A 25,152-nucleotide genomic window follows, 5' to 3' on the forward strand; every position below is an offset into this window, starting at 1 on the left:
AGTGATTGCGTATTCGGCGCTCATATAGACGTTTGCGGGCCTCGGGATCAAGAGAGCGGCTTGCGGGGTGGTCCCTTGCGGGTATGGTGTCGGCATGACGACAGATCAGATTATTCTTTTTGCCCTTTTTGCCACTGTATTTGGAATGCTGCTGTGGGGGCGCTACCGCTACGACCTTGTGGCGTTTTCGGCCCTGTTGATTGGCGTCGTTCTCGGAGTCGTTCCGGTGGACAACGCCTTTGCCGGGTTTGGCCACCCGGCCACGATTATCGTGGCGCTGGTTCTTGTTGTGTCCGCCGGGCTGGTGCGGTCGGGTGCCGTGTTCATGATCACGCGCACTTTGGTCGATGCGTCGCGCGGCCTTGGTGCGCATATCGCCTTGATGGGCGGAATCGGGGCTGTCCTGTCAGCGTTCATGAACAACGTGGCAGCGTTGGCCCTTCTGATGCCGGTCGACATTCAGACCGCGCGCAAAGCGGGGCGGTCCGTCGGGCAGACGCTAATGCCGCTCAGCTTTGCGACCATTCTGGGCGGTATGGCCACGCTGATCGGCACACCTCCCAACATCATCATTGCCTCGATCCGCGCTGAGACTCTGGGCGAGCCGTTCCATATGTTCGATTTCGCCCCGGTTGGCGGCTTGGCGGCCATTGCGGGCCTGGCTTTTGTCTCGTTGGTTGGCTGGCGGCTGATCCCCAATCGCGGCCCGCAAGAAGAAAGCACAGAGGTGTTGGCCGAGTACATTGCCGAACTGACGATCCCGCCGGACTCGGCCCATATCGGCAAACGGGTCAGCGAGCTGTACGAGGCAGCAGAAAAGTCGGACGTCGCCATCATCGGCCTGATCCGGGATGGCAAACGGCGGTACGGCCGGTCGGCGCACGCGACCCTGCACGAAGGCGACGCGCTTGTGCTGGAGGCCCGACCCGAGGCGCTGGACGAATTCCGTGCCGCGCTGAACCTGAACTTCTCGGACACGCGGCGGCAGGAGTTGCTGACGGCCGAAGGCGACGGGCTGGAAGTGATCGAGGTCGTCGCCACCGAGAGCGCGCGCATCACCGGGCGCACTGCGCAAGGGTTGGGCTTGGCTTGGCGTCAAAGCACGGTTCTGATGGGTATCTCGCGCCAGGGACGCCGGATCACCGAGCAGGTTCGGAAGACCGAAGTCGAAGCCGGTGATATCCTATTGCTGCTCTGCCCCCGCGACCGGAGTGCGGATGTCACCGAATGGCTGGGATGCCTGCCCTTGGCGGAACGCGGATTGAACGTCACCGCCAATGACAAGGCCTGGCTTGCGATTGGTCTGTTTGCTGCTGCCGTGATTGCGGCCAGTGTCGGGCTGATCTACCTTCCGATTGCGCTGGGACTGGTGGTCGTTGCTTACGTTCTGACCAAGATCATGCCCATTGCCGATCTCTACAACCATATCGAATGGCCCGTGGTCGTTCTATTGGGGTCGATGATCCCGTTAGGCAGCGCGCTCGAAACCTCTGGCGGTACGGAACTGATCGCAAACGGGCTGCTCCAACTTACCGACGGAATGCCCGCATGGGCTATCCTGACGGTGCTGATGGTCGTCACGATGACCCTATCGGATGTGCTGAACAACACGGCAACGGCGATCGTCGCGGCCCCTGTTGGCATCCAGATGGCCCGCACGCTTGAGGTTTCACCCGACCCGTTCCTGATGACTGTCGCCGTAGCAGCCTCGGCCGCGTTCCTCACGCCGATCGGACATAAGAACAACACGTTGGTGCTGGGTCCCGGCGGGTATCGCTTTGGTGACTACTGGCGCATGGGGTTGCCGCTGGAAATTCTGATCGTTGCGGTTTCGGTCCCGGCAATCCTTGTGTTCTGGCCGCTGTGACGGGTAAAGGCTGCGTATGAAACGATTTCTGATCCTGCAACTGCGCCCTGAAACCGATGCATCGGACGCTGAATATGCCTCGATTCTGGACAAGACGGGACTGACGCCCGACCAAACGCACCGTTTCCGGCTGGACCGAGAAGACCTGCCCGAGGGGTTGGACGTGACGGACTATGCAGGCGTGATTGTCGGCGGTGGCCCCGGTTGCGTCAGTGACGATCCGGCGACAAAATCGGCGGTCGACGCGCGGGTTGAGGCGGCGATCATGGGGCTGATGCCCCAGATCACCGCACAGGATCACCCATTTATGGGGTGCTGCTACGGTCTGGGGATTCTAGCGGCCCATCTGGGCGGAGAGGTCAGCAAGGATCGCTTCGGCGAACCCGTCGGCCCATCCACTTGCCGCCTAACGGAAGACGGAATGCAGGACCCGCTGACCTCGGGTCTAGAGCCAAACTTTGACGCCTTTGTCGGCCACAAGGAAGCTGTTCAATCCTTGCCCGAAGGTTGCGTGCACCTGTTGGCCTCGGACCCCTGCCCGTTTCAGATGATCCGTTGGGGTCAGAACGTATATGCCACTCAGTTCCACCCCGAAGCCGACGCGCGCGACTTTGAAGAACGGATCAATATCTATAAGCATCACGGCTATTTCCCGCCCGAAGATGCCCAGCGCCTGATCGACATCTGCCATGCGGCGGACGTCACCCAGCCGCGCGAAATCCTGCGGCGGTTTGCACAACGGTACGGATGACCCTACGGCGCTATTGCCTGATCGCGCGCCCCTCGCATAGGCTGCCCGGAACAGCTTTGGGAGGAGTTGTTCTTGGATCTCATAATAAATGTCGGCCTGCCCCTGTCGCTGGCCATCATCATGCTGTCGTTGGGCATCGGGCTGGAAGTCGCCGATTTTCGCCGTGTTCTAAGCAGGGGCTACCCTTTTGCGATCGGGGCCATTTCGCAGGTCATCCTGCTGCCCGTTGCAGCCTTTGCGACGGTAAAGCTGTTTGCCTTGCCGCCGGAAATCGCAGTCGGCTTTATGCTTCTCAGCTTTTGCCCCGGCGGGGTCACAAGCAATATCCTGTCCAAACTGGCCAAGGGTGACGTCGCCTTATCGGTCAGCCTGACGGCGGTCATCAGCCTTCTGTCCATGCTGACCGTTCCCATTCTGGCCGCGTGGTCCATCGCCCACTTCATGGGAGAGGACGCGCCCGAAGTCTCGATCACCGGGTTGGCCATCGCCCTGTTCCTGATCACCACACTGCCCGTCGCCATCGGTGTGAGTATCCGACATTTCGCAACCGGGTTCGCCAATCGTGTCGACGCCCCGTTGTCTAAACTGGCCACGATCTTGTTTGTCCTGATCGTCATTGCCGCGCTTGCAGGTAACTGGCAGTTGTTCGTGGACAATCTCAGTATAATGGGCGCGGGCTTGATCACGCTGAATATCGCCTTGCTGCTGATTGGTCTTGGCTTGGCGCGCGCCGCTAACCTGTCGTGGAATGAGAGTAAGACGGTCTCAATCGAAACCGGCATTCAGAACTCGACCTTGGGAATAACACTGGCCGCGTTAATTACAGGCACGGAAAGCGGGTTTAGTCCGCTTGCACTTCCATCCGCCGTTTACGGGATAACGATGTACGCGGTTGCCCTTCCCCTGATCCTTTGGTTCCGCCGCCGCTGAGAGGAGTTTTCATGTCCAACAATACTGCTGACGCCATTGTTGTAGGGGCTGGTCTGGCTGGTCTGGCCGCCGCAGCCGAACTGGGGGATCGCGGCAAGAAGGTGATCGTACTGGATCAGGAGCCGCAACATTTTCTTGGCGGACAAGCGTTTTGGAGCCTTGGCGGGCTGTTCATGGTCGACACGCCCGAACAGCGCCGGATGGGAATCCGCGACAGTCACGAACTGGCCATGAGAGATTGGCTGGGCAGCGCCCAGTTCGACCGGGACGATGACGCCTGGCCGCGCAAATGGGCCGAAGCCTATGTCGAGTTCGCCGCCGGGGAAATGCGCCCTTGGCTGCATGACATGGGTTTGCGTTGGTTCCCGATCGTCGGCTGGGCAGAGCGCGGCGGGTCTTATGCGGATGGTCACGGAAACTCGGTTCCCCGGTTCCACATCACATGGGGCACCGGTCCGGGCGTTCTGGAACACTTTATCCGCCGTGTGCAGGAACATGTCGACGCCGGTCTGATCGAGATGAAGTTCCGCCATCAGGTCAGCCACATCATCATGCAGAACGGATGCGCCAAAGGTGTCTCGGGCGAGGTGTTAGCCGATGACACCGCTCAACACGGTGCCAAAACCAACCGCGATGAAGTTGGAGAGTTTGAAATCTATGCCCCGTCCGTCATCGTCAGCTCTGGCGGGATCGGCGGTAATTTTGAGATGGTCCGCAAGAACTGGCCCCGCGACCGGTTGGGGGAACCACCGAAAGATATGGTTGCGGGTGTGCCCTTTCATGTTGACGGCCGCATGATCGCGATCAGCGAAAAGGCTGGCGGACATGTGATCAACGGCGACCGAATGTGGCACTACACCGAAGGCGTGCGAAACTGGAACCCGATCTGGCCGTCCCACGGAATTCGCATCCTGCCCGGCCCAAGTTCGATGTGGTTTGATGCACGTGGAAACCGGATGAAACCCCCTAGCCTGCCGGGGTTTGACACGCTGGGAACGCTGAAGGAAATCCTGAAAACCGGGTATGAATACAGTTGGTTTGTTCTGACCCAGAAGGTGATCAAAAAGGAATTCGCCCTTTCGGGGTCTGAGCAAAACCCGGACATGACCGAAGGCGGATGGCGCGAAGTGCTGTTGCAGCGCATATTGACCGGCTCGAAGGCCACAGCCCCGGTTGAGGCATTCAAGGAACACGGTGAGGACTTTATCGTCGCCAACACACTGACCGAGCTGGTCAGCGGCATGAACCAGATGGGCGGCGGCCTGATCGACGAAGCGCATCTGCGCGCCCAGATCGAAGCGCGGGACTCGCAGATCGACAATCCGTTCACCAAAGATGCGCAGATGGCGGCGATTCTGGCGGCGCGCAACTATCGCGGCGACCGCCTGATCCGCACCGCCAAACCGCACAAGTTTCTTGACCCGGCCAACGGGCCTCTGATTGCGGTCAAGCTGCACATTCTGACCCGCAAAACTCTGGGCGGTTTGCAAACGAACCTCGACAGCCAGATGATCGGAGCCGACGGTCAAGTCGTCCCCGGCCTTTTTGCCGCCGGAGAGGTCGCCGGGTTCGGGGGTGGAGGCTACCACGGGTACAATGCGCTGGAAGGCACGTTCCTAGGGGGCTGCATTTTCTCAGGCCGTAACGCCGGGCGCTCTCGGGCCGTCGCCTGACGGCCCCGGCTATCAAGTCGCCCGCGCGAACTGGATGACGGCCTGCCCTGCGCTGTCCAACAGTACAAGTGTGTCCCCTTTGAACGCATAGGCCGTCACGACTGACAGAGCCTTGAGGAACTCTCGCTCAATCTCATCCAACGGCGGCGGGCATGCCATCAGGGTCGCGGCCATATTGTCCGGGAAATCAATCTGACTGCCGGTGATCTCGGCCTGACCCGTGAACCGGTTGCAGCCGCTGCTGCCTGAAAACGCCCCGCCTTCGGCAAAGTTCAGTTCCGGGCGCTTTTCTGTCTCGAACGGCTTGCCGTTCAGCCCGGTCGCCATCCACTTTGTGTTCTCTAACGTGGCAACCCCCTGTGGCTGGGCCTGAACCAGAACCAGATCGGTCGAGCTTCCCCCACCATTCGTTAGAACCGGATAGGCCGTATCCGTGGTGAACAGCAGTTTATCCCCCTGAAAGATCGACCCGCGCACGACATACCGCGTTCCGTCGCGGATCAGCGCGTCGTCATAGCTCAGCTCGAATTGGGCGGGCACTCCGGTCAGTGCATAGCGTTTTGAGGACAGCGTTACCGACGGCGCATCGGCGCGCGAAACATCCTGCAACTGGACCAACAGGGTCGCATCAGGCGGAACCGCGATACGCTCGCGATAGGTGGCTGTGCCTTCAATTGTTCCGGCGCTTGCGACGCCCCCCAGAACCGTGGACATGGCGACAACGGCCAGGGCAGAAGATCCGAGTTTGAGCATACGTTTGCTCCTTCCTGCAAAATCACTTTCTACAAAGATTGTAATAGAGGTCGATTTTACAAGGACTTCGCCGGAAAACCAGCGGTTATGCGCCGATGCTACAGAGGCCAGATCAGCGGGATCAGAAGCGACGCCAACAAGCCCACGGTCAGGTTCAACGGGATACCCACCTTCATGAAGTCGACGAATCTGTACCCGCCCGGACCATAAACCATCATGTTGGTCTGATACCCGATCGGCGTAGCGAACGACGCCGAGGCCGCGACCATAACCGCAACGACAAGCGGGCGCGGGTCAATTCCAACAGCCTGCGCCAACCCAATGGCGATGGGCGTTACGACGACCGCAACCGCATTGTTGGACACCAGTTCGGTCAGCACCGAGGTCAGCAGATATACGGCCCAGATGATCAGGAAAGGCGGTAGCGCGCTTAGCCCCGGCGCAATGGCTTCGACGATCAGCGAAACAGCGCCCGATTTGTCCAACGCGGCACCAATGGCCAGCATGGAAAAGATCAGCGCCAACAAGCGGCCTTCGACAAAAGAAAACGCCTCGTCCGCGTCGATACACCGTGTCAGCAGAACCACAGCGACGGCAAGAATCGACAACAGCAAAATCGGAGCAACGCCCAGCGCGGCCAGCACAACGATACCTGCAAGCGCGCCGATCGCAATCGGCGCATGGCTGCGACGGAACGCACGGGCAGAGGGCTGCGTGACATCGACCATGTCCATATCAGCCGCAAGCCGCTGAATATCCTCGGGCGACCCTTCCAGCAGCAGGGTATCACCTACCCGCACCACAAGCTCATCCAGTTGCCGCCCGATATTCTGGTTCCGGCGGTGCACCGCAAGCACATAAACACCATAGCGCCGCCGCAAGCGCATCGCGCCCAGCGTGCGCCCAACCATGCGGCAGCCCGGAGTAATCAGCACCTCGACCGTTTTGGTCTCAACAGCAGAAACCTGATCCACGCGCTTCAGTTCCTTGTTGCGCTGTAGACTTAGCAACTCGGTCATTTGGGTACGCAGAACCACGCGATCACCCAATTTCAACTGGACCCCCTTGAGGTTCCGACGCAGCGATTCGTCGCCGCGGATGACGTCGATCAGGCGCACTCCGGGCCGTTTGAAAAGCTGAACGCCGGTGACTTCCCGACCGATCAGGTTGCTTTCCGGGGGGATGACCGCCTCGGTGAAGAACTTCATTTTGGACCTGTCGCTTAGAAGCGACGCCATGCTGTCCCGCTCGGGCAGCAAACGTGGCGCGACAAATCGCAGATACACCATGCCATAGATCACCAGCGCGATACCCAGCGGCGTGACCTCGAATATCGTGAACGGAGTCATGCCCTGCGACCGGGCCACACCGTCCACCAAAAGGTTGGTCGAGGTGCCGATCAGGGTCAGCGTTCCACCCAGAATGGCCGCATAGCTCAGCGGGATCAGCAGTTTCGAGGCCGGGACGTTAAGTGTCCGCGCTATCTGCACAAATACCGGGATCATCACGACAACGACGGGCGTGTTCGACACAACCGCCGACGCCAGCACCACGAAGGCCATGAGCAATCCGATAGCGATACGCGGGTTCACCTGCGCCTGTTTCTGTGCGGTCGATGTGAACGCGTCCAACGCTCCGGTCCGCACCAACGCCCCCATGATGATGAACATCGCGGCAATGGTCCAAGGCGCAGGGTTTGACAGCACGGCCAAGGCGCTTTGGTACGGAAGGATGCCTGTCACCAGCATCACGGCCACGCCGCCGATGGCGACGACCTCGGTCGGGTAGACCTCTCGCAGGAACATGACGAACATGCCTGCGACGACCAACAGCGCTAGTATCGCGCTTCCTGTTTCTGTCAGTTGGAGGAAATGCATTCTTGGTATTCTGTCCGAACCCTGGCTTGGCAAACGCGCCCGGCAAGCAGTTTCCCGCATTGCGCGGGTCAGAGCAAGCCTTACTGCGGCCCCGCCTGCTGTAACCGCCCGCCAACGCGTACCATTTGGACAGATTTCGCCTGCCCGTTCTGATCATCGGTCTCGACAAACACGCCGCTGAGCGTCGCTTCACCATTGGCTGGGGTGAATCTTGCCTTGGGCATTCCGGTGATAAAGCGGCGCATGGGTTCCACCTTGTCCATGCCGATCACCGAGTCGTAGTCCCCGCACATACCCGCATCGGTCAAATAGGCCGTGCCGCCCGGAAGAATCTGCGCGTCCGCCGTTGGCACATGCGTATGCGTGCCCACCACAAGGCTGGCGCGTTTGTCACAGTAGTGACCCATCGCCATTTTTTCCGAGGTCGCCTCGCAATGCATGTCGACGATGATCGCCTGAGCCTGCCCACCAAGCGGATGGGACTTCAGGATCGGCTCGATGGCCGAAAACGGATCATCAAAGGGCCGTTTCATGAACACCTGCCCCAGCACCTGCACCACCAGCACCTTGCGTCCACCCGGCGCGGTATACAGGCGATGCCCCCGCCCCGGTGCGCCTTTGGCAAAATTTACGGGGCGCACAATGCGCGGCTCATTTTCGATGAACTGCAGCATGTCCTTCTGGTCGAACGCATGATCGCCCAGCGTCAGGCAATCCGCGCCCGCATCCAGCAGCAGCTTGGCGTGATCCCCGCTCAGCCCCATCCCGTTCGAGGCGTTCTCACCATTGACCACGACAAAATCCAGCCGCCATTCGTCACGCAGACGCGGCAGATGCTGCTGAATGGCCGCGCGTCCCGCCCGGCCCATTACGTCACCCAAAAACAGTATTCTCATTCAAACCGTCCTAAGTGTGGCATCCGTCAAGCACAAGTGGTTAAACTGGCGCTATAAACTTACAAATCCTATTCCAAGGGAGATCTTTATGAACCGTTTCCTTATCTCGGCTGCAATTCTGACGCCGCTTGCGGCCTGTGACCCTGTGCCAGAGCAATCAACAGAACTGGCAAATCCCGCAGCGACATTCTGCGTTGAAAGCGGTGGAACCTACGAAATCCGTGACGGTTCCAATGGGCAAACCGGGGTCTGTATTCTGGCAGACGGTCGCGAAGTCGACGCCTGGGACTATTTCCGCGAGAACAACCCGGGGTAAGGCCGTTTTCAGGTCGGAAAGGTCAACACGCGACTTTCTGTAACAACCATGTCTAACGGCTGATCGGTTGCCTCAAGAGGCAGCCCGTCAGCCTCTTGCGCATCGAATGCGAAACCAATGGCCAGCGTTGGCCGCTTTGCCCGCAATCCTTCCAGCGTGCGGTCATAAAAGCCGCCGCCATACCCCAGCCGCCCTCCTTGTGCGTCAAAAGCAACTAAGGGGACGATCAGGATTTCCGGCTCAAAATAATCATCGACCTCGGGCACTTTCGCGCCGAATGGTCCGTCCTTCAATGCGCCCTCTGGCGTCCAGCGAGAGAACTTCAAAGGCTGCCCCGCGGCCTGTATGACCGGCACTCCAACCGGGCCATAAGCCGACGCTTCGGCCATCGCAGGCAGGGGGTCAATTTCTGTTCGGATCGGCATGTAACCAGACAGCGCCACGCCCCTGTGACCGGCCAAAACTTCGGACAGGCGTCCGGCGGCTCCGGGCAAGCGTATATCAAACGCGGCCTTGCGGCGTGCAAAAGCCGCCTTGCGCGCGGCTGCTTTAACTTCGGTCAGATCGGTCACAGTAGCACCACGCTGGCAAGCCCAAGGAACAGGAAGAACCCCATGACATCCGTTGTGGTTGTCACAAAGGTGCCGGACGCAAGCGCCGGGTCAGCGCCCAGACGGTCCAGCACCACCGGTACTACCGTACCAACGAAACCAGCGATGATCATGTTCACGACCAAGGCGGCCCCGATCACGACACCCAAGAGCGGCGAGTCGAACCAAAGCATCCCGACTGTCCCCAACACAATTGCGAAACACAGGCCGTTCAACATGCCCACCAGCAATTCACGACGGATCACCCGCAACACGTTCGACGGCGTCAGGTCGCGCGTCGCAAGCGCACGCACGGCAACCGTCAGCGACTGTGTCCCGGCATTGCCCCCCATCGAAGCCACGATCGGCATCAAGATCGCCAGCGCGACCAACTGGTCGATCGCCGCCTCGAATTGCGAGATCACCAGCGAGGCACAGATCGCCGTGCAGAGGTTCACGGCCAACCACGGCAAGCGCCGCCTGCTGGTCGCTGCCACCGAGTCAGACAGCGAGCTTTCGTCGCTGACCCCCGCCAGGCGCAGGATGTCTTCCTCATGCTCTTCGTCCAGAACCACCATCGCGTCGTCGATTGTGATGACCCCGACCAGCCGCCCGTCAGCATCCACAACCGGGGCCGAGATCAGGTGGTACTGGTTGAAGGCATAGGCCACGTCCTCCTCATCCTGATCGACGGGAATTGTGTGGAATTCTTCTTCCGTGATGTCCAGCAATGGCACTTCGCGCCGCGCCGCCATCAGCTTGCCCAACGTAACCTGAGCCGAGGGCTTCAGCCGGGGGTCAACCAGCACGACGTGATAGAACTGTTCCGGCAGACCATCATTGGCACGCATGAAGTCGATGGCTTGCCCAACCGTCCAATGCTCGGGCGCCATGACAACTTCGCGCTGCATAAGACGACCGGCCGAGTTTTCGGGGTAAGACAGCGCCTGTTCCGCCGCGATCCGCTCGGAATCCTCAAGCGCGTCCAGAATGGCCTCTTGCTGCGGTTCTTCGAGATCCTCCAATAGGTCAACGACATCGTCGCTTTCCATGTCGCGGACGGCCTCGGCCAGAACGTCCGGGTTGAGGATGCCGATGATTTCCTCTCGAACGGCCTCATCGAGTTCGGACAGGATATCGCCGTCAAATTCCTTGTCGTACAGCCGGATCAACCGAGCGCGGTCGTAGGGATTGATCTGTTCAAGAAGGTCCGCGATGTCAGCCGGGTGCAACGGCTCCATCAGCTCGATCAGCTTGTTGCGGTCCTCGACGTCAACCGCATAGAGGATCGCAGCTACGGTTTTGCGATCCAGCGCATAGACGTCTTCTTCACTGCTCGTGTCGATTACGGGTTCATCAAAGCCTGTGGTCATATCTGCCCCCGTTCCGTTCGGTCATTGCCCCCTAATTAGAAGAAGCAGCTACCGGAAAACAATGACAATGCGCCGATTTACCGGCAAGTTTCCCGCCCTTATGCTGTTTCACAGTCCCAGACAGGCGGAGATGAATGAAAATGGCGCAAAAAACGCTGCTGAAAGGGCGTGTTCTGAGCTTCACCGGTTCCCCTTTTGAAGGAGAGCCGACCGAAGCCGTCAAGATCAGCGAGGCCGTTCTGATCGAGGACGGCCGGATTTCGGCCGTGGCGGATGCTGACAGCTTGCGCTCAGCGCATCCCGAGGCCACCGTGGTTGACCACGGCAATCATGTCATCATGGCTGGGTTCGTGGATGCGCATGTGCACTATCCCCAGACCGCAATGATCGCCAGTTGGGGCAAACGCCTGATCGACTGGTTGAACACCTATACTTTCCCCGAAGAGATGAAGTTCGGCGATCCTGTCTACGCCTCGGAGATCGCGAACCGCTATCTCGATCTGACGGCGGCCCATGGAACGACGACGATGTGCAGCTTCTGCACCATCCACCCAGAAAGCGTCGACGCCTTTTTCTCGGCCGCGCAGCAGCGCAATCAGCGTGTGGTCGCGGGCAAAACCTGCATGGATCGCAATGCACCCGAGGGGCTGCGGGACACGGCGCAGACGGCCTATGATCAATCCCAAGCGTTGTTGGAGAAATGGCATGGGGTCGACCGCCTGTCCTATGCCATCACGCCCCGCTTTTCTCCGACGTCCACGCCCGAACAGCTTGAGGCGATGGGTGCGCTCTGGGCTGAGCACCCGCACTGCCTGATGCAAACGCATCTCAGCGAGCAGACCGACGAAATCGCATGGGTCCGCGAGCTGTTCCCCGAGGCGCGGGACTATCTGGATACGTATGAGAAATTCGGCCTGCTGGGATCGCACGGCGTCTACGGCCACGTCATCCATCTGGAGGCGCGTGAGCGCGACCGCCTGCGCGAAGTGGATGCAGCCCTGATCCACTGCCCGACGTCAAACACGTTCATCGGCTCGGGTTTGTTCGACATGAGCGGCCTGATGCAGGACGGCCACCGCGTTGGCTTGGCAACGGATACAGGCGGCGGGTCGAGCTTTTCCATGTTGCACACGATGGCTTCGGCCTACGAAATCGGACAATTGCGCGGCGCGCCTTTGCACGCGGCACAACTGCTGTGGTTGGGCACTGTTGGTTCTGCCCGCTCGCTGCGGCTGGATGACAGCATCGGCAACGTCGCACCGGGGATGGAGGCGGACCTGGTCGTTCTTGACCTGGCCTCAACCCCGGCGATTGCCCAGCGCGAAGCCTGCGCCGATGATCTTTGGGAGGCTATCTTCCCCACAATCATGATGGGCGACGACCGCGCCATTGCCGAGGTCTGGATCGGCGGTCGGGCCGTATCGGTTTGAAGGGAATGGGCCTATGGCCCATGCCTCCGGCGGGGATATTTTTGGCCAGATGAAGAACGGATCCGCGCCTAACCCGCCAAAGCGTGGGCGAGGCGGTTTTGGGTTTCGATGACTTTGGGCAGGTCGAGCGTTGTGATCTGCCCGTCGCGCACGATCAGGCGGCCCTCGACAAACAGGTGTTTGACTTTCGTCGGCCCGGCCAGCAGCAAGGCGGCCGGATCCCAACTGCCGGCACTTTCGACGCCGTGCGTATCCCAGATGGCGATATCGGCGCGTTTGCCCGGCTCCAACCGGCCGCAATCAGGGCGGTTCAGCACATCCGCGCCGCCTCGGGTGGCGATTTCCAGCGCTTCGCGCGAGGACATGGCATCGGCCCCATTTGCCACCCGTTGCAGTAGCATGGCTTGCCGTGCCTCAAGGATCAGGTTTCCGCTATCATTGCTGGCCGACCCATCCGCGCCAATCCCAACGGGTACACCGCGATCCCGCATGGCGCGCACTGGTGCGATGCCGGACCCCAAGCGGCAATTTGAGCATGGGCAATGGGCCACCCCGGTTTGCGTACGTGCGAACAGGTCGATCTCGGTCCCGTCCAGCTTGACACAGTGGGCGTGCCAGACGTCAGCCCCGGTCCAGCCCAATTCTTCAGCATATTGCCCCGGTCGGCAGCCGAACTGCGCCTGAGAATAGGCGATATCCTCGTCATTCTCAGCCAGATGCGTGTGCAGCATCACACCCTTGTCGCGGGCTAAAACTGCAGAATCTCGCATCAGGTCGCGGCTGACCGAGAACGGCGAACACGGTGCCAGCCCGACCCGGCACATGGCTCCGTCAGAGGGATCGTGGAATGCATCGACCACGCGGATCATGTCCTCGAGAATGGCGGCTTCGGCCTCGACCAGGGAATCCGGCGGCAGGCCACCGTCGCTCTCGCCTATGCTCATGGCACCACGCGTGGGATGAAACCGCATGCCGATCTCGGCAGCCGCTGCGATGGTGTCGTCCAGTCTTGCGCCGTTCGGGTATAGGTACAGGTGATCGGAGCTCAGGGTACATCCCGAGAGGGCAAGCTCTGCCAGGCCAATCTGCGCCGAGACAAACATCTCTTCCGGTCCAAACCGGGACCAGATTGGATAGAGCGTCTTCAGCCAGCCGAACAACAACGCATCCTGTCCCCCCGGTACGGCGCGTGTCAGAGTTTGATACAGATGGTGATGTGTGTTCACCAACCCGGGGGTCACGACGCAACCCGACGCATCATGGATTTCGCCACCCGTTTGCAGCGCGTGGCCGATCTGAGCAATCTGCCCGTCACGGATCAGAATATCCGCGCCCGAAAGCTCTTGGCGCGTGTCGTCCATCGTCAGGATGGTATCGGCGTTTTTGATAAGGATTTCGGTCATTTCGCCCTCCTTGCACAAGCCCGTTTCATGCATGGAGTGCGAAGGCTGGCGGAAAACGGGCATAAGAACCAGCAGGGCGGAACTTACCCGACTGGCCCCACCACGGCAACAGGTTTCAATAGTCGCGCAGGATTTCCAAAGCTGCAGCGTGTAAGTCAGGATTTGCGGCGGCCAAAGCACGCCCACCATTGTGGGCAGCCCCGCCTTGCCAATCCGTGACAATACCGCCAGCGGCCTCGATCACGGCGATTGGTGCCTGTATGTCATAGGCGTTCAGGCCGGACTCGATCACCAGATCGACCTGCCCCGCGGCCAACAACGCATAGGCATAGCAATCCATTCCGTACCGGGTAAGACGTGCGTGTTGCGCGACGGCCTCAAAACCGGCCCGGTCCTGCAAAGAGCCCACTTCAGGGAAAGTGGTGAACAAGATTGCCTGGTCCAGCGAACGTGTCGACCGCGTCCTGAGCTGCGTTGTCCCGGTTGGGCCAATCGAGCGAGCCACACCCGCAGACCCCACAAATCTTTCGCCGATATACGGTTGATCAATGACGCCCATGATCGGCCCGTTTTGAGTGCTCAGCGCGATCAGAACACCCCAAGTCGGCGTACCGCTTATGAACCCCCGCGTCCCGTCGATCGGGTCCAGAACCCACGTTCGACCGCTGCGGCCTTCAACCTGCCCGAATTCCTCGCCGAAGATACCGTCTTCGGGACGGTGACGGGCGAGAACCTCCCGCATGACCTGTTCGGCCTCGCGGTCGGCAATCGTTACCGGGTCAAACCCGTCAGCCAGCTTGTTGGATGTTTCCAGGTCAGACTGCCTGAAATAAGGAAGAATGGCCTTGCGTGCTGCATCGGCCATTTCTTCGGCGACTTCCAAATCATTCAGCGTAGTATCCTGCATGCGCTACCCGTGCGGCGCGCACGCAACAGAGTCAACCCGCTATCTTATGCGACATCGCTGAGAACCCGCGCCAGTTCAAACAGACGACGGCGTTGGTTTTCAGGGATCGCATAGTAAGACCGCACAAGGTCCAGAGCCTCTTTGTCCCCCATCAGGTCGGCAGGTACGGACTTCTTGCCAGCGCTTTCTTTCTCGGCCTCCTCCAGACCTTCAAAGAAAAAGCTGACCGGTACATCCAACGCCTCGGCAATATCCCATAGACGAGACGCACTGATCCGGTTCGCACCCGTCTCATATTTCTGAATTTGTTGGAACTTAATACCAACCTGCTGCGCCAGTTGCTGCTGAGTCATGCCGATCAGCCAGCGGCGATGCCGGACGCGCTTGCCCACATGGACATCCACGTGATGAGTCATTGGTATTCTCCTCTCCTACACACAACCACAAGGGGCGCGCGACGGTTTTCACTGCCGCATCACTAGTGAGCTGTGCTTAACCACTCCCTAATTTGGAACATGCCCCCAAATCAGCACCATAGCGCAATATTGCTTCTTTTTGGTATTTTTTCAAGCGGGTTGAATCTGCGTCAAAGAACAAAGATTTAAAGTTGTGCTATGCTGGCATACTCACAGCAAAAGCCCGTTGAGACTGGTAATTAATTTGCCGATCTGCACGCCTTTGGTCTCGCAGGGTAAACGATTGACAATCATCGGCCAAAGCGAATCTATGCTCGGAAAACACGGAGCGCGACCATGCTGGCCTATAGAATCCAATCCGCAGGGGCCAAAGCCCAACTATGTGAAACAGCCCTTCCCGAGCCGGGTCCGGGTCAAGTTCGCGTTCAGATCAAGGCTTGCGGATTGAACTTCGCCGATCTGCTCATGCAAAAAGGCACCTATCAGGACACCCCGAACACGCCGTTCACACAGGGCATGGAAATTGCTGGCATCGTTGAGAAATCCGGCGAAGGCGTTACAAATCTGCACCCCGGTGACCGGGTCGCGGTGTACTCGGGTCAAGGTGGCTTGGCCGAATTCGGCGTGTTCGACGCCGACCGCGCTATTCCAATGCCCGATTCGATGAGCTTCGAGGACGCAGCGGCCATTCAGATTGCATATGGCACCAGCCATATCGCACTGGATCACCGCGCCCGCCTTCAACCCGGCGAAACACTGTTGGTCACGGGCGCAGCGGGCGGCGTCGGCCTTACGGCTGTCGAGATCGGCAAGCTGATGGGTGCCACCGTCATCGCCCAGGCGCGCGGTGCTGAGAAACTTGAGGTTGCCCAAGCAGCAGGGGCCGACCACCTGATTGATGCGTCCGAAGACCTGCGAACGCGGGTGCTGGAACTAGGCGGAGCGGATGTCGTCTACGACGCGATAGGCGGAGATGTGTTCAAGGCAGCCTTTCGCGCAACCAACCCCGAAGGCCGTCTGCTTCCAATAGGGTTCGCCGGCGGAGATGTCCCCCAAATTCCGGCAAACCACCTGCTTGTCAAGAACCTGACCGTGATCGGATTTTACATTGGCGGCTACCTGAAGTTCCGCCCCCAGATCGTACAGGACAGTTTTGAAACCCTGTTTCGATGGCATAGCGAGGGGCGGATCAAGCCCCACATCAGTCACACCCTGCCTCTGACAGAGGTCGAACAGGGGCTACAGCTATTGAGGGACCGCGCCGCGACTGGCAAGGTCGTGATCACTCCCTAGCCCACCACGGCCTTCAACTGCGTCCCGCCAACCAAAAGGAAATTCTGCCGGACGAGCGACGCCAACGCCTCGACCACCGCTCCGCGACCGGATTCACCGCCGTAAAGGTTGATCATGTGCACTGGAAGTTCGGGCAACACGCCTCCGTCGTCGATTTGCGACAGATGCGCGGCTTCGGTTCCGTCCAGCATCGCGTGTACGGCCAAGTCCGCGCTGACCGTCGCTTCGATCGTGCGGTCGTTCTCGGTTTCGACTGACAGCTCCCACGGGATACCGGCCTCGTCCAATGCCGCGATGACCTGCGGGCGGAACAGACACCTGCGACCCAACGCCAGAGGTATAGGACGCTTGCGCCAAGCCGAACCGCCCGGCGCGCCTATCCAGCGCAACGGAAGCTCGGCAATCGTTTCAGCGCCCTCGCCAACAGTCGCCTCTGTCGTCAGGATCAGGTCACACTCTCCCTTTTTGAACATGTCCTTCAGTTGCAGCGAATAGGACGAAACCAGTTGAACCCGCACGCGCGGGAAATCGGCGTTGAACCGTTGAAGCACCCGAGGGATGGCAGGATAGACTATGTCGTGGGGCACACCCAAAACGACCTCACCCTCGAAAGCCTGATCCGTGAGTTTTGAAATTACTTCATCATTCAGGGCGATCATGCGTCGGGCATAGGCCAGCAATTGATCGCCCGACGCGGTCAGCGCGATCGTCCTGCCGCTTCGGTCCAGCAATTCGAGGCCCAACAGCTCCTCCAAACGTTTCAACTGCATGGAGACGGCAGATTGCGTCAGGTGCAGAAAACCCGCAGCCCGAGTCACACCGCCCTGGTCGGCAACAGCCACGAATGAGCGCAACGTGGTTATGTCCAAATTTCGCATGTTCACGAATCCTTATGCATCGGTTCATAAATATTCATTTTTAAAATGTGTCATACTGAGCCATATAAATCAAGGAAGTTGATGGAACAGAACCAAACCATCGAGATTTACGGAAAGGACAAAAGCTATGACCCAAATAACTCTGACTTCACATTGCACTTCGCACCGCCGCTTTTCGGTAACTTCGCTTTGGGACGTCCTTTCACTCCAACGCCAACGCCGCAGCCTTGGTCAGTTGGACGATCGCGCACTGGAGGACATCGGAATTACCAGGGAACAAGCCAAAACAGAGGCTTCCCGCCACATCTGGGATGCGCCGGATTATTGGCAAAAGTGACCACAGGATGCATCTTTTTCGATTGAATGGCGGCCCATGTCAGCAGGCCGCCATTTTTGTAGCGTGTTTTAACCAGTTTCCGGCGTTAAACCCTTGAAACGTAGCTCGCACTTGCCGATATTTGCGGGGAACGCGCGCTGAATTCAGGGCGCAACAAGAATATGTAAAGGGAGACCCTTTAATGGCACAATTTGACACGATCCGGACAGCGACCGGTGCACGCGCTGCCGAGATTGACGAGGGCCTGCGCGCCCACATGAACAAAGTCTACGGCACCATGTCCGTGGGCATGCTGATCACGTTTGCAGCGGCTTGGGCGATTGCTGGCCTTGCAACGACGACCGATCCGTCGGCTGCTGCCGCTCAACTGAGCGCCAACAAATACCTGACTTCCTTCGGCGCGACGCTGTTTGCCTCGCCCCTGAAATGGGTCATCATGTTCGCTCCGCTGGCCTTTGTGTTTGGCTTCAGCGCCGGAATCAACCGACTGTCCGCGGCGGGCGCGCAAACGGTATTTTACCTGTTCGCCGCCGTTATGGGCGTGTCGATTAGCTGGATCTTCCTGGTCTTTACCGGTCAGTCGATCATTCAGGTCTTCCTGATCACGGCAATCGCTTTTGCCGGTCTGTCGCTGTACGGCTACACCACCAAGAAAGACCTGTCCGCCATGGGCACGTTCCTGATCATGGGTGTTATCGGTCTGATCGTCGCTTCAATCGTGAACATTTTCATCGCGTCGTCGGCCGTAGCTTTTGCCATTTCGGTAATCGGCGTTCTGATCTTTGCGGGCCTGACTGCTTATGACACGCAGAACATCAAAACCACCTACCTGCAGATGGCCCACTCGGGCGACAAGGAATGGCTGGGTAAAGCTGCGATCATGGGCGCGCTGAGCCTGTATCTGGACTTCATCAACATGTTCATGTTCCTGCTGCAACTCTTTGGCAGCCGCGAATAACGAACTGACGATTTTCAAACGAAAGGGCGGGCCAATTCGGTCCGCCCTTTTCTTTTTGGTCAACCGCCAGCGGTCAAACCGTGTGTGCACGCTGTAGCCCATCCGCACTGTGGTCAAAGAAAAAGCCTCCACCCAAAGGTGAAGGCTTCATCCGAAGAATAGTGAGCGGTTTAGCTACAGTTCAAAGGAACCGCAAAACCAGAGCTGCGTTGCGACGAGCCCTTGCGGTAGACGTCACCCGCCGGAAGACACCCGGTAAACTGTTCAGCGTTACGGCCAAAGGCAGCGCCTACTTCGTTGTCCACTCTGGTGCTGCTGCTATCTGTGCGCAGAACGCCATACAGCGTTCCATTCACGCTGACCGTGCTCAGGAACATATTGGTCGAAAGCCCCGTCAGGGCCACCGAATTGGCGTCGCTACGACCACCGTTGTCGATCGCCACACGAGCAAGTTTCTGAGGGTCCGTTTCACCGGAAGTCACCTGAACGGCTGGCAGCACGGCCAATTCCGCCGGAACGTTGGTCGCTCTGGGAAGGAAAGAGACAGCACCCGGAATATCCGAGATTGTGCGAGGCTCTCCATCTATACCCGTGAAGCCAACACCCTGACGGTTATAGGGGTCCTCACAAGCTGCAAGGGCCAAAACAGTTATTGTGGATAACAAGATTTTTTTCATGACGGCCAACATTTTGGAACGAGTTGTTGAAGCGTAGGGGCAAGCCATTCAAAAAAGCAACCCACCGCTTTGTCGATTGACCTAACTGCTGATGCTTCGTTGCAACGGCCTACAGCGCAGTCACACAGGCCGTTTGCACTCTAGTCCGCGCCAGAAAGCACGAAAAAGGGTCCCGCCAAAGCGGAACCCTTTCAAACTGTCCAATCTGGACGGCAGATTACTTGATCTTGCCTTCCTTGTACTCGACATGCTTCCGAGCGACCGGATCGTATTTACGAACGGTCATTTTCTCGGTCATGGTACGCGCGTTTTTCTTGGTCACGTAGAAGTGGCCCGTGCCCGCGGTCGAGTTCAGACGGATCTTGATTGTCGTCGGCTTCGCCATGGTTATCTCCTGCGTCCGAAAAGGCAGGAGCCCTTCGGTTGAATTCCTATGAGCGTGCGCTTTTACGCCCTGCACCGCCTATGTCAAGCGCAATCGCACCTGACAACCAACCTAACGAGGTTTGTTTTCGGATGGACAGGGTGGCACGTGGAAACAGGAATGAATCAAGTCCGATTTTCCGCTGGATATCCCATGTCCAAACACCTCAGCTTCAAATCCGATGTACCATAATCAGTATTCAACCGAATCGCACCCATCACAGAGGTGCGCCCCAGCGCCGGAAACCCGCAGCGGCCCCGAAGGTGTCCATTTCGGTCATCCATTTGACCTGGGACGAACGCAAAGCAGCCCTCAAACAAGGTACTTTGCAGCGAGAATTTCCGTAAGTTTGTGACAATCACTTAACCGTGGTAACTTCCCCTCAGTTCCAAAATCGAAGAAGCCACTGAACGGCTCGGTTTTTGAGGCACCAAAAACAGGCAAGCACGAATGACGGCAGCGTTTGTAGCTTGATATTTTTTGGGGGGACATCATGACAGAATGGACAATTCAGGGCGAAGAACTGGCCAACTGCAACTGTAACTTCGGCTGCCCATGCCAGTTCAGCGTGTTGCCGACACACGGCAATTGCGAGGCGGTTGTCGCGTATGACATTAAATCCGGGCACTATGGCGACACCGATCTGGCCGGGTTGCGCGCAGCAGGCGTCTATTATTGGCCGGGTCCCATCCACGAAGGCAATGGTCAGATGCAATTGATCATCGACGAAAGCGCCTCGGCGGATCAACGGGCCGCGCTGGAAGCCATCATGAAAGGCGAGGACACGGACGAGATGGCGACCTTCTGGTACGTCTACAGCGCCATGGCGCCGACCAAACACGAAACCCTCTACCTTCCGATTGAGCTGGATTGGTCCCGCGAAGACCGCAAAGGATACGCAAAGGTTAAGGGCATCTTCGATCTTGAGGTTAATCCGATCCCTCATATCGTTTCAGGACTGCCGCATCGGGCGTCCATCCAACTGCCCAACGGGTTCGAGTATCGGCACGCCGAGTCCGCATCCGGGACAACAAAAACGACGGGTGGGGAAATCAGCCTGACATTTGATGCAACGCATGCGCATCTGGCCCACCTCAATATCTCTGGCCACGGCGTAATCGGCGCGTGATCCCCTGCAGATATGACCACTAAGTCAAATCAGCCGCACGTAGGAGCGGTCGACTATGTCCTGCGGCGAGACAGCGGCGTCGTTCTGCTTTGCGTCACCCTGATCGTGTTTGGGGCCGCGTGGTACACCATTGTCGGCATCGGTATGAACATGACCGCCGTCGAGATGACCCGCATGGCGGGGCCGATCGGCGAGCCTATGCAGATGGGCGGACCGGTTGTCTGGTCCCTGCCCTACACCATCCTGATATTCCTCATGTGGTGGGTCATGATGATCGCGATGATGACGCCCAGCGCCGCGCCGACCGTGCTTTTGTACGCAGCCATCAAGCGCATGGGACCAGATAAGAAGCGCACAACCTTGCTCAGTCTGGTTTTTCTAACCGGCTACCTCGTCGTTTGGGCTTTTTTCAGCGCATTTGCAACGGGTGGGCAATGGGGGCTGGAACAGATTGGCCTGTCAGACGGTCCCATGATGACGATCCGGTCAAAGGCGTTTGCCGGGTGTGTCTTGCTGGCGGCCGGTCTGTATCAATTGTCCAGCTTGAAGTCAGCCTGCCTGCGCCACTGCCGCAGCCCGGCCCAGTTTCTGTCCGAGCATAACCGACCCGGCGCACCGGGGGCATTTCGCGTGGGCGCGGTTCACGGCGTGTATTGTCTGGGCTGCTGCTGGGCCTTGATGCTGCTGCTCTTTGTCGGAGGTGTCATGAACCTCTACTGGATCGTCGGTATTGCGATCTATGTGGGACTGGAGAAGCTGCTGCCGCGTGCGCGATGGCTGGGTCCTGCGACTGGTATCGCACTGATCGTTGCAGGGCTGTGGCTGATCGGAAGCGCGGTCGCTGTCGCGACCTAAAGGAGGAATACGCGCGGAGGGCCTGTAAGCCGGATCTTGTTCCGGGGTTGCCCCCTTCGATGACCATTCCTCTAGGCCGTGCATTGCTGCGCGGCTCAAGCTGCCAACCCGGTCCCTCTCGGCCAAGACGCGCTTAGCGGCGGTATCGGCTTGCGCCGACCGGCCCGCGCGGGGACCCTATTTGGCATTGCTCCCGGTGGGGCTTGCCGTGCCGCCCCTGTTGCCAGGGGCGCGGTGGGCTCTTACCCCACCGTTTCACCCTTACCTTTGACAGATGTCGCAGGCGGTTTGATTTCTGTGGCGCTTTCCGTCGGGTTACCCCGCCCGGGCGTTACCCGGCACCGTTGTCTTGTGGAGTCCGGACTTTCCTCTCGGGTCTTGCGACCCCAGCGGCCATCCGGCCCTCCGCGCGTGGGCTGGGTATGCCTTGTGTCCTGCGGCGTCAAGGGTGGAGAACGGGTGAAGGGGCCAGCCCCTTCTTGGCCTGCGGCCAATTCAACCCCGGGATATTTTCAGCCAGATGAAGAACGGATCAGCTTGATCCGGTTTTCCTGATCAACGGAGTGAGGTCGTCGTGCGTCAGAGGTCCCCTGCCCCAAGGTCGATATCTCAGGCGAACTGTATTTAGAAGTGTCTCGTCGTCCACGTTTGCGGTGAAACCAGCCTCTTGCGCCAAGCGTTTGAACTCTTGCATTTCAGCGTTCTGCGGGTGCTCACCGGTGCTTCGCGGCTTTGCCAGCCCCTGATGTTCGAGACGCTGCCAGTCAAATCGGGAGCCCGGGTCCAGCTTGCGACCGGGCGCCATATCAGAATGGCCGATGACGCCTTTGGGGGGGATTGTCCATCTTTGCGATAGACCGGTCAGCAGGCGCTCAAGAACTATCATCTGCGGCTCTGAGAACGGGTGGTCGCCGCGATTGTCGAGTTCGATGCCGATCGACCGGGAATTGATGTCGTCCTGCCCACACCACTCACCTGCCCCGGCGTGCCAGGCGCGATCCTTTTCGCGCACCATCTGCCAGAGACTGCCGTCTGATCCAATCAGGTAATGGGCGGACACTTCGTATTGCGGATCGCACAGGCGATCCAACGCCTCCTGCGCGCTGTCCATTGCTGTGTAGTGCAGGACAATCAGAGACGGCTTCAAACCGCCTCGACGTTCGCCAAAGTTGGGCGACGGGTGCCAGATCGGGTTGAGGTCAGTTGTTGACGGCACTGCGGAACGTGCTGGGATCCCAACCACAAGCGTAACCGTCCCCGTCCGGGTCCAGTCCTTTGCGATCGCGTTGGGGACCGCCGCTTGCAAGAAACTCGATCTGCGCCTGATCTGACGAGGGATACCGGGCGCAATTGCGCTGTGCTTTGGCCTGCAGGTTAAACCCCGCGCGGCTGTAAAGCTGAGTACCAACTGGGTTCGACGTATTCAGAGCATATTGAACGATGTTGGGCTGACCATCCGTACCCCGCTGCGGCACGGCGGTCGGTGCAACAACTTCGTAGGTCTGGCTATTTTGCTGGATCCGGGCTGCGTCGGATTCGATGGTGCGACGCCCGGATACGGCCTCAAAATCCTGTTCGTCCGAAATCGCGTTATTGCTTGCGATTGGCGTCGCTGCTGGAACTGAGGTGTTTGCCAGCGCCACAGCGGTTGCCGAAGCGATATCCGCGTTCTCTCCGGTTGGGGGAAGCGGATCACCGGGGGCGCCGAGCTGTTGTTCGGTCACGTCAACGGGTCCCAGCAAGGGGTTACCGGTCAGCCCTTGCCCTGCCAATTCAGCTTCGCGCTGCGCCTGATATTGCGGGGTATTGAAGCTCGTGCCCTGTACCGGGGCCACCGTATTACAGGCGGCCACCAAGCCAATGGCGGGAATCAGAAGCGTAAGGCGCATTCAGCTGCTCCGTTTTAAGTCGTCTTGCCTGAGCAGAGATTTACCACCATTTGCCCGGCTTGGCTACAAAACCCGCCGCGCTTTCCAGCGCGTAAGCCGTGTTCAGCAGATCGCCCTCGTCCCATGGGCGGCCGATCAGTTGAAGACCCAGCGGCAAACCCTGCGTATCCAAACCGGCAGGCACCGAAATGCCCGGCAGACCGGCCAGGTTCACGGTCACGGTAAAGACGTCGTTGAGGTACATCTGCACCGGATCCGCCTCGGTCATCTCACCCAGACCGAAGGAGGCCGACGGCGTTGCCGGGGTCAGGATCGCATCGACACCCGCAGCAAAGACATCTTCAAAGTCTTTCTTGATCAGGGTGCGAACGCGGCGGGCACGATTGTAGTAGGCATCGTAGAAACCAGCCGACAGCACATAGGTGCCGACCATTACGCGGCGCTGGACCTCGTGGCCGAAACCTTCGGCGCGGGATTTCTCGTACATCTCGGTGATGCCATCACCCTGCGCCAGCGTCGCGCGGCGGCCATAGCGGACACCGTCATAGCGGGCAAGGTTCGAGGACGCCTCGGCAGGGGCAATCACATAATACGCAGGCAGCGCGTATTTGGTGTGCGGCAGCGAGATATCGACAATCTCGGCACCCGCAGCTTTCAGCATCTCGGCACCGTCAGCCCAGAGCTTTTCAATCTCGGCAGGCATTCCGTCCATACGGTATTCTTTCGGGATACCGATTTTCTTGCCCTTGATGTCGCCGGTCAGCATCGCCTCGAAATTCGGAACCGCAAGTTCGGCGCTGGTGGAATCCTTGGGGTCGTGGCCGCACATGGTTTCCAGCATGATCGCTGCGTCGCGCACGTTCTTGGTCATTGGACCAGCCTGATCCAGCGAGGACGCAAAGGCCACAATGCCCCAGCGCGAGCAGCGCCCATAGGTTGGCTTGATCCCGGTGATGCCAGTGAAGGCCGCAGGTTGACGGATCGAGCCGCCCGTGTCGGTGCCGGTCGCGGCCAGGCACAGGTCGGCGGCCACAGCCGAGGCCGACCCGCCCGACGAACCGCCGGGTGTCAGTTGCGCATCGTCATTGCCGCGCCGCCACGGGCTGACCGCGTTGCCGTAAACGGATGTTTCGTTGGACGAGCCCATGGCGAATTCATCCATGTTCAGCTTGCCCAGCATCACGGCTCCGGCATCGGCCAATTGCTGCGAGACGGTGGATTCGTATTCCGGCTTGAAGCCTTCCAATATCTTCGACGCCGCCTGTGAGGGCACGCCCTTGGTGCAGAACAGATCCTTGATGCCAATGGGCAGACCACACATGGCAGGCGCGTCGCCTTCCTTGATCCGCGCGTCCGCAGCCTTGGCGCGCTCCAGCGCGATCTCGGGCGTTTTGTGGACAAAGGCATTTAGCGCGTCGGCTTCGTCGATGGCCTTGAGGCAGGATTCCGTCAATTCCACCGAGGTCACTTCTCCGGCACGCAGCGCGTCGCGGGCTTCGGCCAGACCCAGTTTGTTCAGATCGCTCATGT

General features: G+C 59.2%; 25 protein-coding genes and 1 other RNA gene. 11 read left to right on the forward strand and 15 right to left on the reverse strand.

The genetic code is table 11. From position 1 onward, the window contains the following. Positions 1-94 precede the first annotated feature (94 nt). The 4 genes from ACR0B7_RS07625 (at position 95) to ACR0B7_RS07640 (ending at position 5,221) form a co-directional block, all read left to right on the forward strand. Complete coding sequence (locus ACR0B7_RS07625; RefSeq protein ID WP_170483994.1) at positions 95-1,867, forward strand: SLC13 family permease; 1,773 nt, start codon at positions 95-97, stop codon at positions 1,865-1,867. 16 nt (positions 1,868-1,883) lie between these two features. Further along, positions 1,884-2,618 (forward strand): glutamine amidotransferase, encoded by a 735-nt coding sequence (locus ACR0B7_RS07630; protein WP_170483996.1) that lies wholly within the window; start codon positions 1,884-1,886, stop codon positions 2,616-2,618. 72 nt (positions 2,619-2,690) lie between these two features. Continuing rightward, positions 2,691-3,548 (forward strand): bile acid:sodium symporter family protein, encoded by an 858-nt coding sequence (locus ACR0B7_RS07635; RefSeq protein WP_170483998.1) that lies wholly within the window; start codon positions 2,691-2,693, stop codon positions 3,546-3,548. 11 nt (positions 3,549-3,559) lie between these two features. Beyond that, complete coding sequence (locus tag ACR0B7_RS07640) at positions 3,560-5,221, forward strand: FAD-binding dehydrogenase (RefSeq protein ID WP_170484000.1); 1,662 nt, start codon at positions 3,560-3,562, stop codon at positions 5,219-5,221. Positions 5,222-5,233: 12 nt separating this feature from the next. On the opposite strand, the gene ACR0B7_RS07645 is transcribed toward ACR0B7_RS07640, so the two are convergent. The 3 genes from ACR0B7_RS07645 to ACR0B7_RS07655 all read right to left on the reverse strand — a co-directional run bounded on the left by ACR0B7_RS07645 (position 5,234) and on the right by ACR0B7_RS07655 (position 8,747). Further along, a complete protein-coding gene (locus ACR0B7_RS07645) occupies positions 5,234-5,974 on the reverse strand; it encodes a YbaY family lipoprotein (protein WP_170484002.1) in 741 nt (246 codons plus the stop codon). 98 nt (positions 5,975-6,072) lie between these two features. After that, a complete protein-coding gene (locus ACR0B7_RS07650) occupies positions 6,073-7,851 on the reverse strand; it encodes an SLC13 family permease (RefSeq protein ID WP_170484004.1) in 1,779 nt (592 codons plus the stop codon). An 80-nt stretch (positions 7,852-7,931) separates the two neighbouring features. Continuing rightward, positions 7,932-8,747 (reverse strand): TIGR00282 family metallophosphoesterase, encoded by an 816-nt coding sequence (locus tag ACR0B7_RS07655; RefSeq protein WP_170484006.1) that lies wholly within the window; start codon positions 8,745-8,747, stop codon positions 7,932-7,934. 88 nt (positions 8,748-8,835) lie between these two features. On the opposite strand from ACR0B7_RS07655, the gene ACR0B7_RS07660 reads away from it, so the two are divergent. Next, positions 8,836-9,063: a DUF333 domain-containing protein gene (locus ACR0B7_RS07660; protein ID WP_170484008.1), complete on the forward strand. Its 228-nt coding sequence runs from the start codon at positions 8,836-8,838 to the stop codon at positions 9,061-9,063. Between the two features lie 8 nt (positions 9,064-9,071). Here the strand turns inward: ACR0B7_RS07660 and ACR0B7_RS07665 are convergent, their stop codons facing one another. Together ACR0B7_RS07665 and mgtE are read right to left on the reverse strand one after the other, a co-directional pair. Continuing rightward, positions 9,072-9,635 carry a 5-formyltetrahydrofolate cyclo-ligase gene (locus tag ACR0B7_RS07665; protein ID WP_170384549.1) on the reverse strand — a complete coding sequence of 188 codons (564 nt, stop codon included), beginning with the start codon at positions 9,633-9,635 and terminating at the stop codon, positions 9,072-9,074. Then, on the reverse strand, positions 9,632-11,026 hold the full coding sequence (gene mgtE / locus ACR0B7_RS07670) for a magnesium transporter (RefSeq protein ID WP_170484011.1): 1,395 nt from the start codon (positions 11,024-11,026) through the stop codon (positions 9,632-9,634). Before mgtE ends, ACR0B7_RS07665 begins: the two co-directional genes overlap by 4 nt. 140 nt (positions 11,027-11,166) lie before the next feature. Here mgtE and guaD point away from each other — a divergent pair, with 140 nt between their 5' ends. Next, positions 11,167-12,456, forward strand: a complete 1,290-nt coding sequence (guaD, locus tag ACR0B7_RS07675) for a guanine deaminase (RefSeq protein ID WP_170484013.1) — start codon at positions 11,167-11,169, stop codon at positions 12,454-12,456. 68 nt (positions 12,457-12,524) lie between these two features. Here the strand turns inward: guaD and ACR0B7_RS07680 are convergent, their stop codons facing one another. The 3 genes from ACR0B7_RS07680 to ACR0B7_RS07690 form a co-directional block, all read right to left on the reverse strand. Continuing rightward, a complete protein-coding gene (locus ACR0B7_RS07680; RefSeq protein WP_170484015.1) occupies positions 12,525-13,859 on the reverse strand; it encodes an 8-oxoguanine deaminase in 1,335 nt (444 codons plus the stop codon). Between the two features lie 115 nt (positions 13,860-13,974). Then, positions 13,975-14,766, reverse strand: coding sequence for a histidinol-phosphatase (hisN, locus tag ACR0B7_RS07685; protein ID WP_170484017.1), 792 nt, complete (start codon positions 14,764-14,766; stop codon positions 13,975-13,977). A gap of 44 nt (positions 14,767-14,810) precedes the next feature. After that, on the reverse strand, positions 14,811-15,182 hold the full coding sequence (locus tag ACR0B7_RS07690) for a helix-turn-helix domain-containing protein (protein ID WP_170384559.1): 372 nt from the start codon (positions 15,180-15,182) through the stop codon (positions 14,811-14,813). Positions 15,183-15,518: 336 nt separating this feature from the next. Between ACR0B7_RS07690 and ACR0B7_RS07695 the strand changes: the two genes are divergently transcribed. Next, positions 15,519-16,475 (forward strand): NADPH:quinone oxidoreductase family protein, encoded by a 957-nt coding sequence (locus tag ACR0B7_RS07695; RefSeq protein WP_170484019.1) that lies wholly within the window; start codon positions 15,519-15,521, stop codon positions 16,473-16,475. Here ACR0B7_RS07695 and ACR0B7_RS07700 read toward each other — a convergent pair. Continuing rightward, positions 16,472-17,353 carry a LysR family transcriptional regulator gene (locus tag ACR0B7_RS07700; protein ID WP_170576568.1) on the reverse strand — a complete coding sequence of 294 codons (882 nt, stop codon included), beginning with the start codon at positions 17,351-17,353 and terminating at the stop codon, positions 16,472-16,474. The two genes, ACR0B7_RS07695 and ACR0B7_RS07700, sit on opposite strands and share 4 nt — an antisense overlap. A 127-nt stretch (positions 17,354-17,480) precedes the next feature. Here ACR0B7_RS07700 and ACR0B7_RS07705 point away from each other — a divergent pair, with 127 nt between their 5' ends. Both ACR0B7_RS07705 and ACR0B7_RS07710 read left to right on the forward strand, forming a co-directional pair. Then, positions 17,481-17,690: a YjiS-like domain-containing protein gene (locus ACR0B7_RS07705; RefSeq protein WP_170484022.1), complete on the forward strand. Its 210-nt coding sequence runs from the start codon at positions 17,481-17,483 to the stop codon at positions 17,688-17,690. A 181-nt stretch (positions 17,691-17,871) separates the two neighbouring features. Continuing rightward, positions 17,872-18,648, forward strand: coding sequence for a Bax inhibitor-1/YccA family protein (locus ACR0B7_RS07710; RefSeq protein WP_170484023.1), 777 nt, complete (start codon positions 17,872-17,874; stop codon positions 18,646-18,648). 170 nt (positions 18,649-18,818) lie between these two features. Here ACR0B7_RS07710 and ACR0B7_RS07715 read toward each other — a convergent pair whose 3' ends face one another. After that, positions 18,819-19,325, reverse strand: a complete 507-nt coding sequence (locus ACR0B7_RS07715) for a hypothetical protein (protein ID WP_170484024.1) — start codon at positions 19,323-19,325, stop codon at positions 18,819-18,821. Between the two features lie 217 nt (positions 19,326-19,542). Beyond that, a complete protein-coding gene (gene rpmG, locus ACR0B7_RS07720; protein WP_005630270.1) occupies positions 19,543-19,710 on the reverse strand; it encodes a 50S ribosomal protein L33 in 168 nt (55 codons plus the stop codon). A 532-nt stretch (positions 19,711-20,242) separates the two neighbouring features. On the opposite strand from rpmG, the gene ACR0B7_RS07725 reads away from it, so the two are divergent. Both ACR0B7_RS07725 and ACR0B7_RS07730 read left to right on the forward strand, forming a co-directional pair. Then, positions 20,243-20,878 carry a DUF1326 domain-containing protein gene (locus tag ACR0B7_RS07725; RefSeq protein WP_170384571.1) on the forward strand — a complete coding sequence of 212 codons (636 nt, stop codon included), beginning with the start codon at positions 20,243-20,245 and terminating at the stop codon, positions 20,876-20,878. 12 nt (positions 20,879-20,890) lie between these two features. Next, a complete protein-coding gene (locus tag ACR0B7_RS07730) occupies positions 20,891-21,733 on the forward strand; it encodes a DUF2182 domain-containing protein (protein WP_170576569.1) in 843 nt (280 codons plus the stop codon). 9 nt (positions 21,734-21,742) lie between these two features. Here the strand turns inward: ACR0B7_RS07730 and rnpB are convergent. The 4 genes from rnpB to gatA all read right to left on the reverse strand — a co-directional run bounded on the left by rnpB (position 21,743) and on the right by gatA (position 25,150). Then, an RNA gene (gene rnpB / locus ACR0B7_RS07735) (RNase P RNA component class A) lies at positions 21,743-22,142 on the reverse strand. 123 nt (positions 22,143-22,265) lie between these two features. After that, entirely contained in the window at positions 22,266-22,949 is a 684-nt protein-coding gene (locus ACR0B7_RS07740; RefSeq protein ID WP_170484026.1) for an N-acetylmuramoyl-L-alanine amidase, read from the reverse strand. Next, positions 22,933-23,622, reverse strand: coding sequence for a hypothetical protein (locus ACR0B7_RS07745; protein WP_170484028.1), 690 nt, complete (start codon positions 23,620-23,622; stop codon positions 22,933-22,935). The genes ACR0B7_RS07740 and ACR0B7_RS07745 overlap by 17 nt, the downstream gene beginning before the upstream one ends. A gap of 40 nt (positions 23,623-23,662) precedes the next feature. Next, entirely contained in the window at positions 23,663-25,150 is a 1,488-nt protein-coding gene (gene gatA / locus ACR0B7_RS07750; RefSeq protein WP_170569361.1) for an Asp-tRNA(Asn)/Glu-tRNA(Gln) amidotransferase subunit GatA, read from the reverse strand. Between the last annotated feature and the right edge of the window lie 2 nt (positions 25,151-25,152).

This window comes from Ruegeria sp. BB6 (assembly GCF_056539385.1).

What these genes read in the sequence shown, in the direction of transcription:
- ACR0B7_RS07625 (WP_170483994.1), top strand. Translation starts at nt 95, where the DNA reads ATGACGACAGATCAGATTATTCTTTTTGCCCTTTTTGCCACTGTATTT.
- ACR0B7_RS07630 (WP_170483996.1), top strand. Translation starts at nt 1,884, where the DNA reads ATGAAACGATTTCTGATCCTGCAACTGCGCCCTGAAACCGATGCATCG.
- ACR0B7_RS07640 (WP_170484000.1), top strand. Translation starts at nt 3,560, where the DNA reads ATGTCCAACAATACTGCTGACGCCATTGTTGTAGGGGCTGGTCTGGCT.
- ACR0B7_RS07645 (WP_170484002.1), bottom strand. Translation starts at nt 5,974, where the DNA reads ATGCTCAAACTCGGATCTTCTGCCCTGGCCGTTGTCGCCATGTCCACG.
- ACR0B7_RS07650 (WP_170484004.1), bottom strand. Translation starts at nt 7,851, where the DNA reads ATGCATTTCCTCCAACTGACAGAAACAGGAAGCGCGATACTAGCGCTG.
- ACR0B7_RS07655 (WP_170484006.1), bottom strand. Translation starts at nt 8,747, where the DNA reads ATGAGAATACTGTTTTTGGGTGACGTAATGGGCCGGGCGGGACGCGCG.
- ACR0B7_RS07660 (WP_170484008.1), top strand. Translation starts at nt 8,836, where the DNA reads ATGAACCGTTTCCTTATCTCGGCTGCAATTCTGACGCCGCTTGCGGCC.
- mgtE (WP_170484011.1), bottom strand. Translation starts at nt 11,026, where the DNA reads ATGACCACAGGCTTTGATGAACCCGTAATCGACACGAGCAGTGAAGAA.
- guaD (WP_170484013.1), top strand. Translation starts at nt 11,167, where the DNA reads ATGGCGCAAAAAACGCTGCTGAAAGGGCGTGTTCTGAGCTTCACCGGT.
- ACR0B7_RS07680 (WP_170484015.1), bottom strand. Translation starts at nt 13,859, where the DNA reads ATGACCGAAATCCTTATCAAAAACGCCGATACCATCCTGACGATGGAC.
- hisN (WP_170484017.1), bottom strand. Translation starts at nt 14,766, where the DNA reads ATGCAGGATACTACGCTGAATGATTTGGAAGTCGCCGAAGAAATGGCC.
- ACR0B7_RS07690 (WP_170384559.1), bottom strand. Translation starts at nt 15,182, where the DNA reads ATGACTCATCACGTGGATGTCCATGTGGGCAAGCGCGTCCGGCATCGC.
- ACR0B7_RS07695 (WP_170484019.1), top strand. Translation starts at nt 15,519, where the DNA reads ATGCTGGCCTATAGAATCCAATCCGCAGGGGCCAAAGCCCAACTATGT.
- ACR0B7_RS07700 (WP_170576568.1), bottom strand. Translation starts at nt 17,353, where the DNA reads ATGCGAAATTTGGACATAACCACGTTGCGCTCATTCGTGGCTGTTGCC.
- ACR0B7_RS07705 (WP_170484022.1), top strand. Translation starts at nt 17,481, where the DNA reads ATGACCCAAATAACTCTGACTTCACATTGCACTTCGCACCGCCGCTTT.
- ACR0B7_RS07710 (WP_170484023.1), top strand. Translation starts at nt 17,872, where the DNA reads ATGGCACAATTTGACACGATCCGGACAGCGACCGGTGCACGCGCTGCC.
- ACR0B7_RS07715 (WP_170484024.1), bottom strand. Translation starts at nt 19,325, where the DNA reads ATGAAAAAAATCTTGTTATCCACAATAACTGTTTTGGCCCTTGCAGCT.
- rpmG (WP_005630270.1), bottom strand. Translation starts at nt 19,710, where the DNA reads ATGGCGAAGCCGACGACAATCAAGATCCGTCTGAACTCGACCGCGGGC.
- ACR0B7_RS07725 (WP_170384571.1), top strand. Translation starts at nt 20,243, where the DNA reads ATGACAGAATGGACAATTCAGGGCGAAGAACTGGCCAACTGCAACTGT.
- ACR0B7_RS07730 (WP_170576569.1), top strand. Translation starts at nt 20,891, where the DNA reads ATGACCACTAAGTCAAATCAGCCGCACGTAGGAGCGGTCGACTATGTC.
- ACR0B7_RS07745 (WP_170484028.1), bottom strand. Translation starts at nt 23,622, where the DNA reads ATGCGCCTTACGCTTCTGATTCCCGCCATTGGCTTGGTGGCCGCCTGT.
- gatA (WP_170569361.1), bottom strand. Translation starts at nt 25,150, where the DNA reads ATGAGCGATCTGAACAAACTGGGTCTGGCCGAAGCCCGCGACGCGCTG.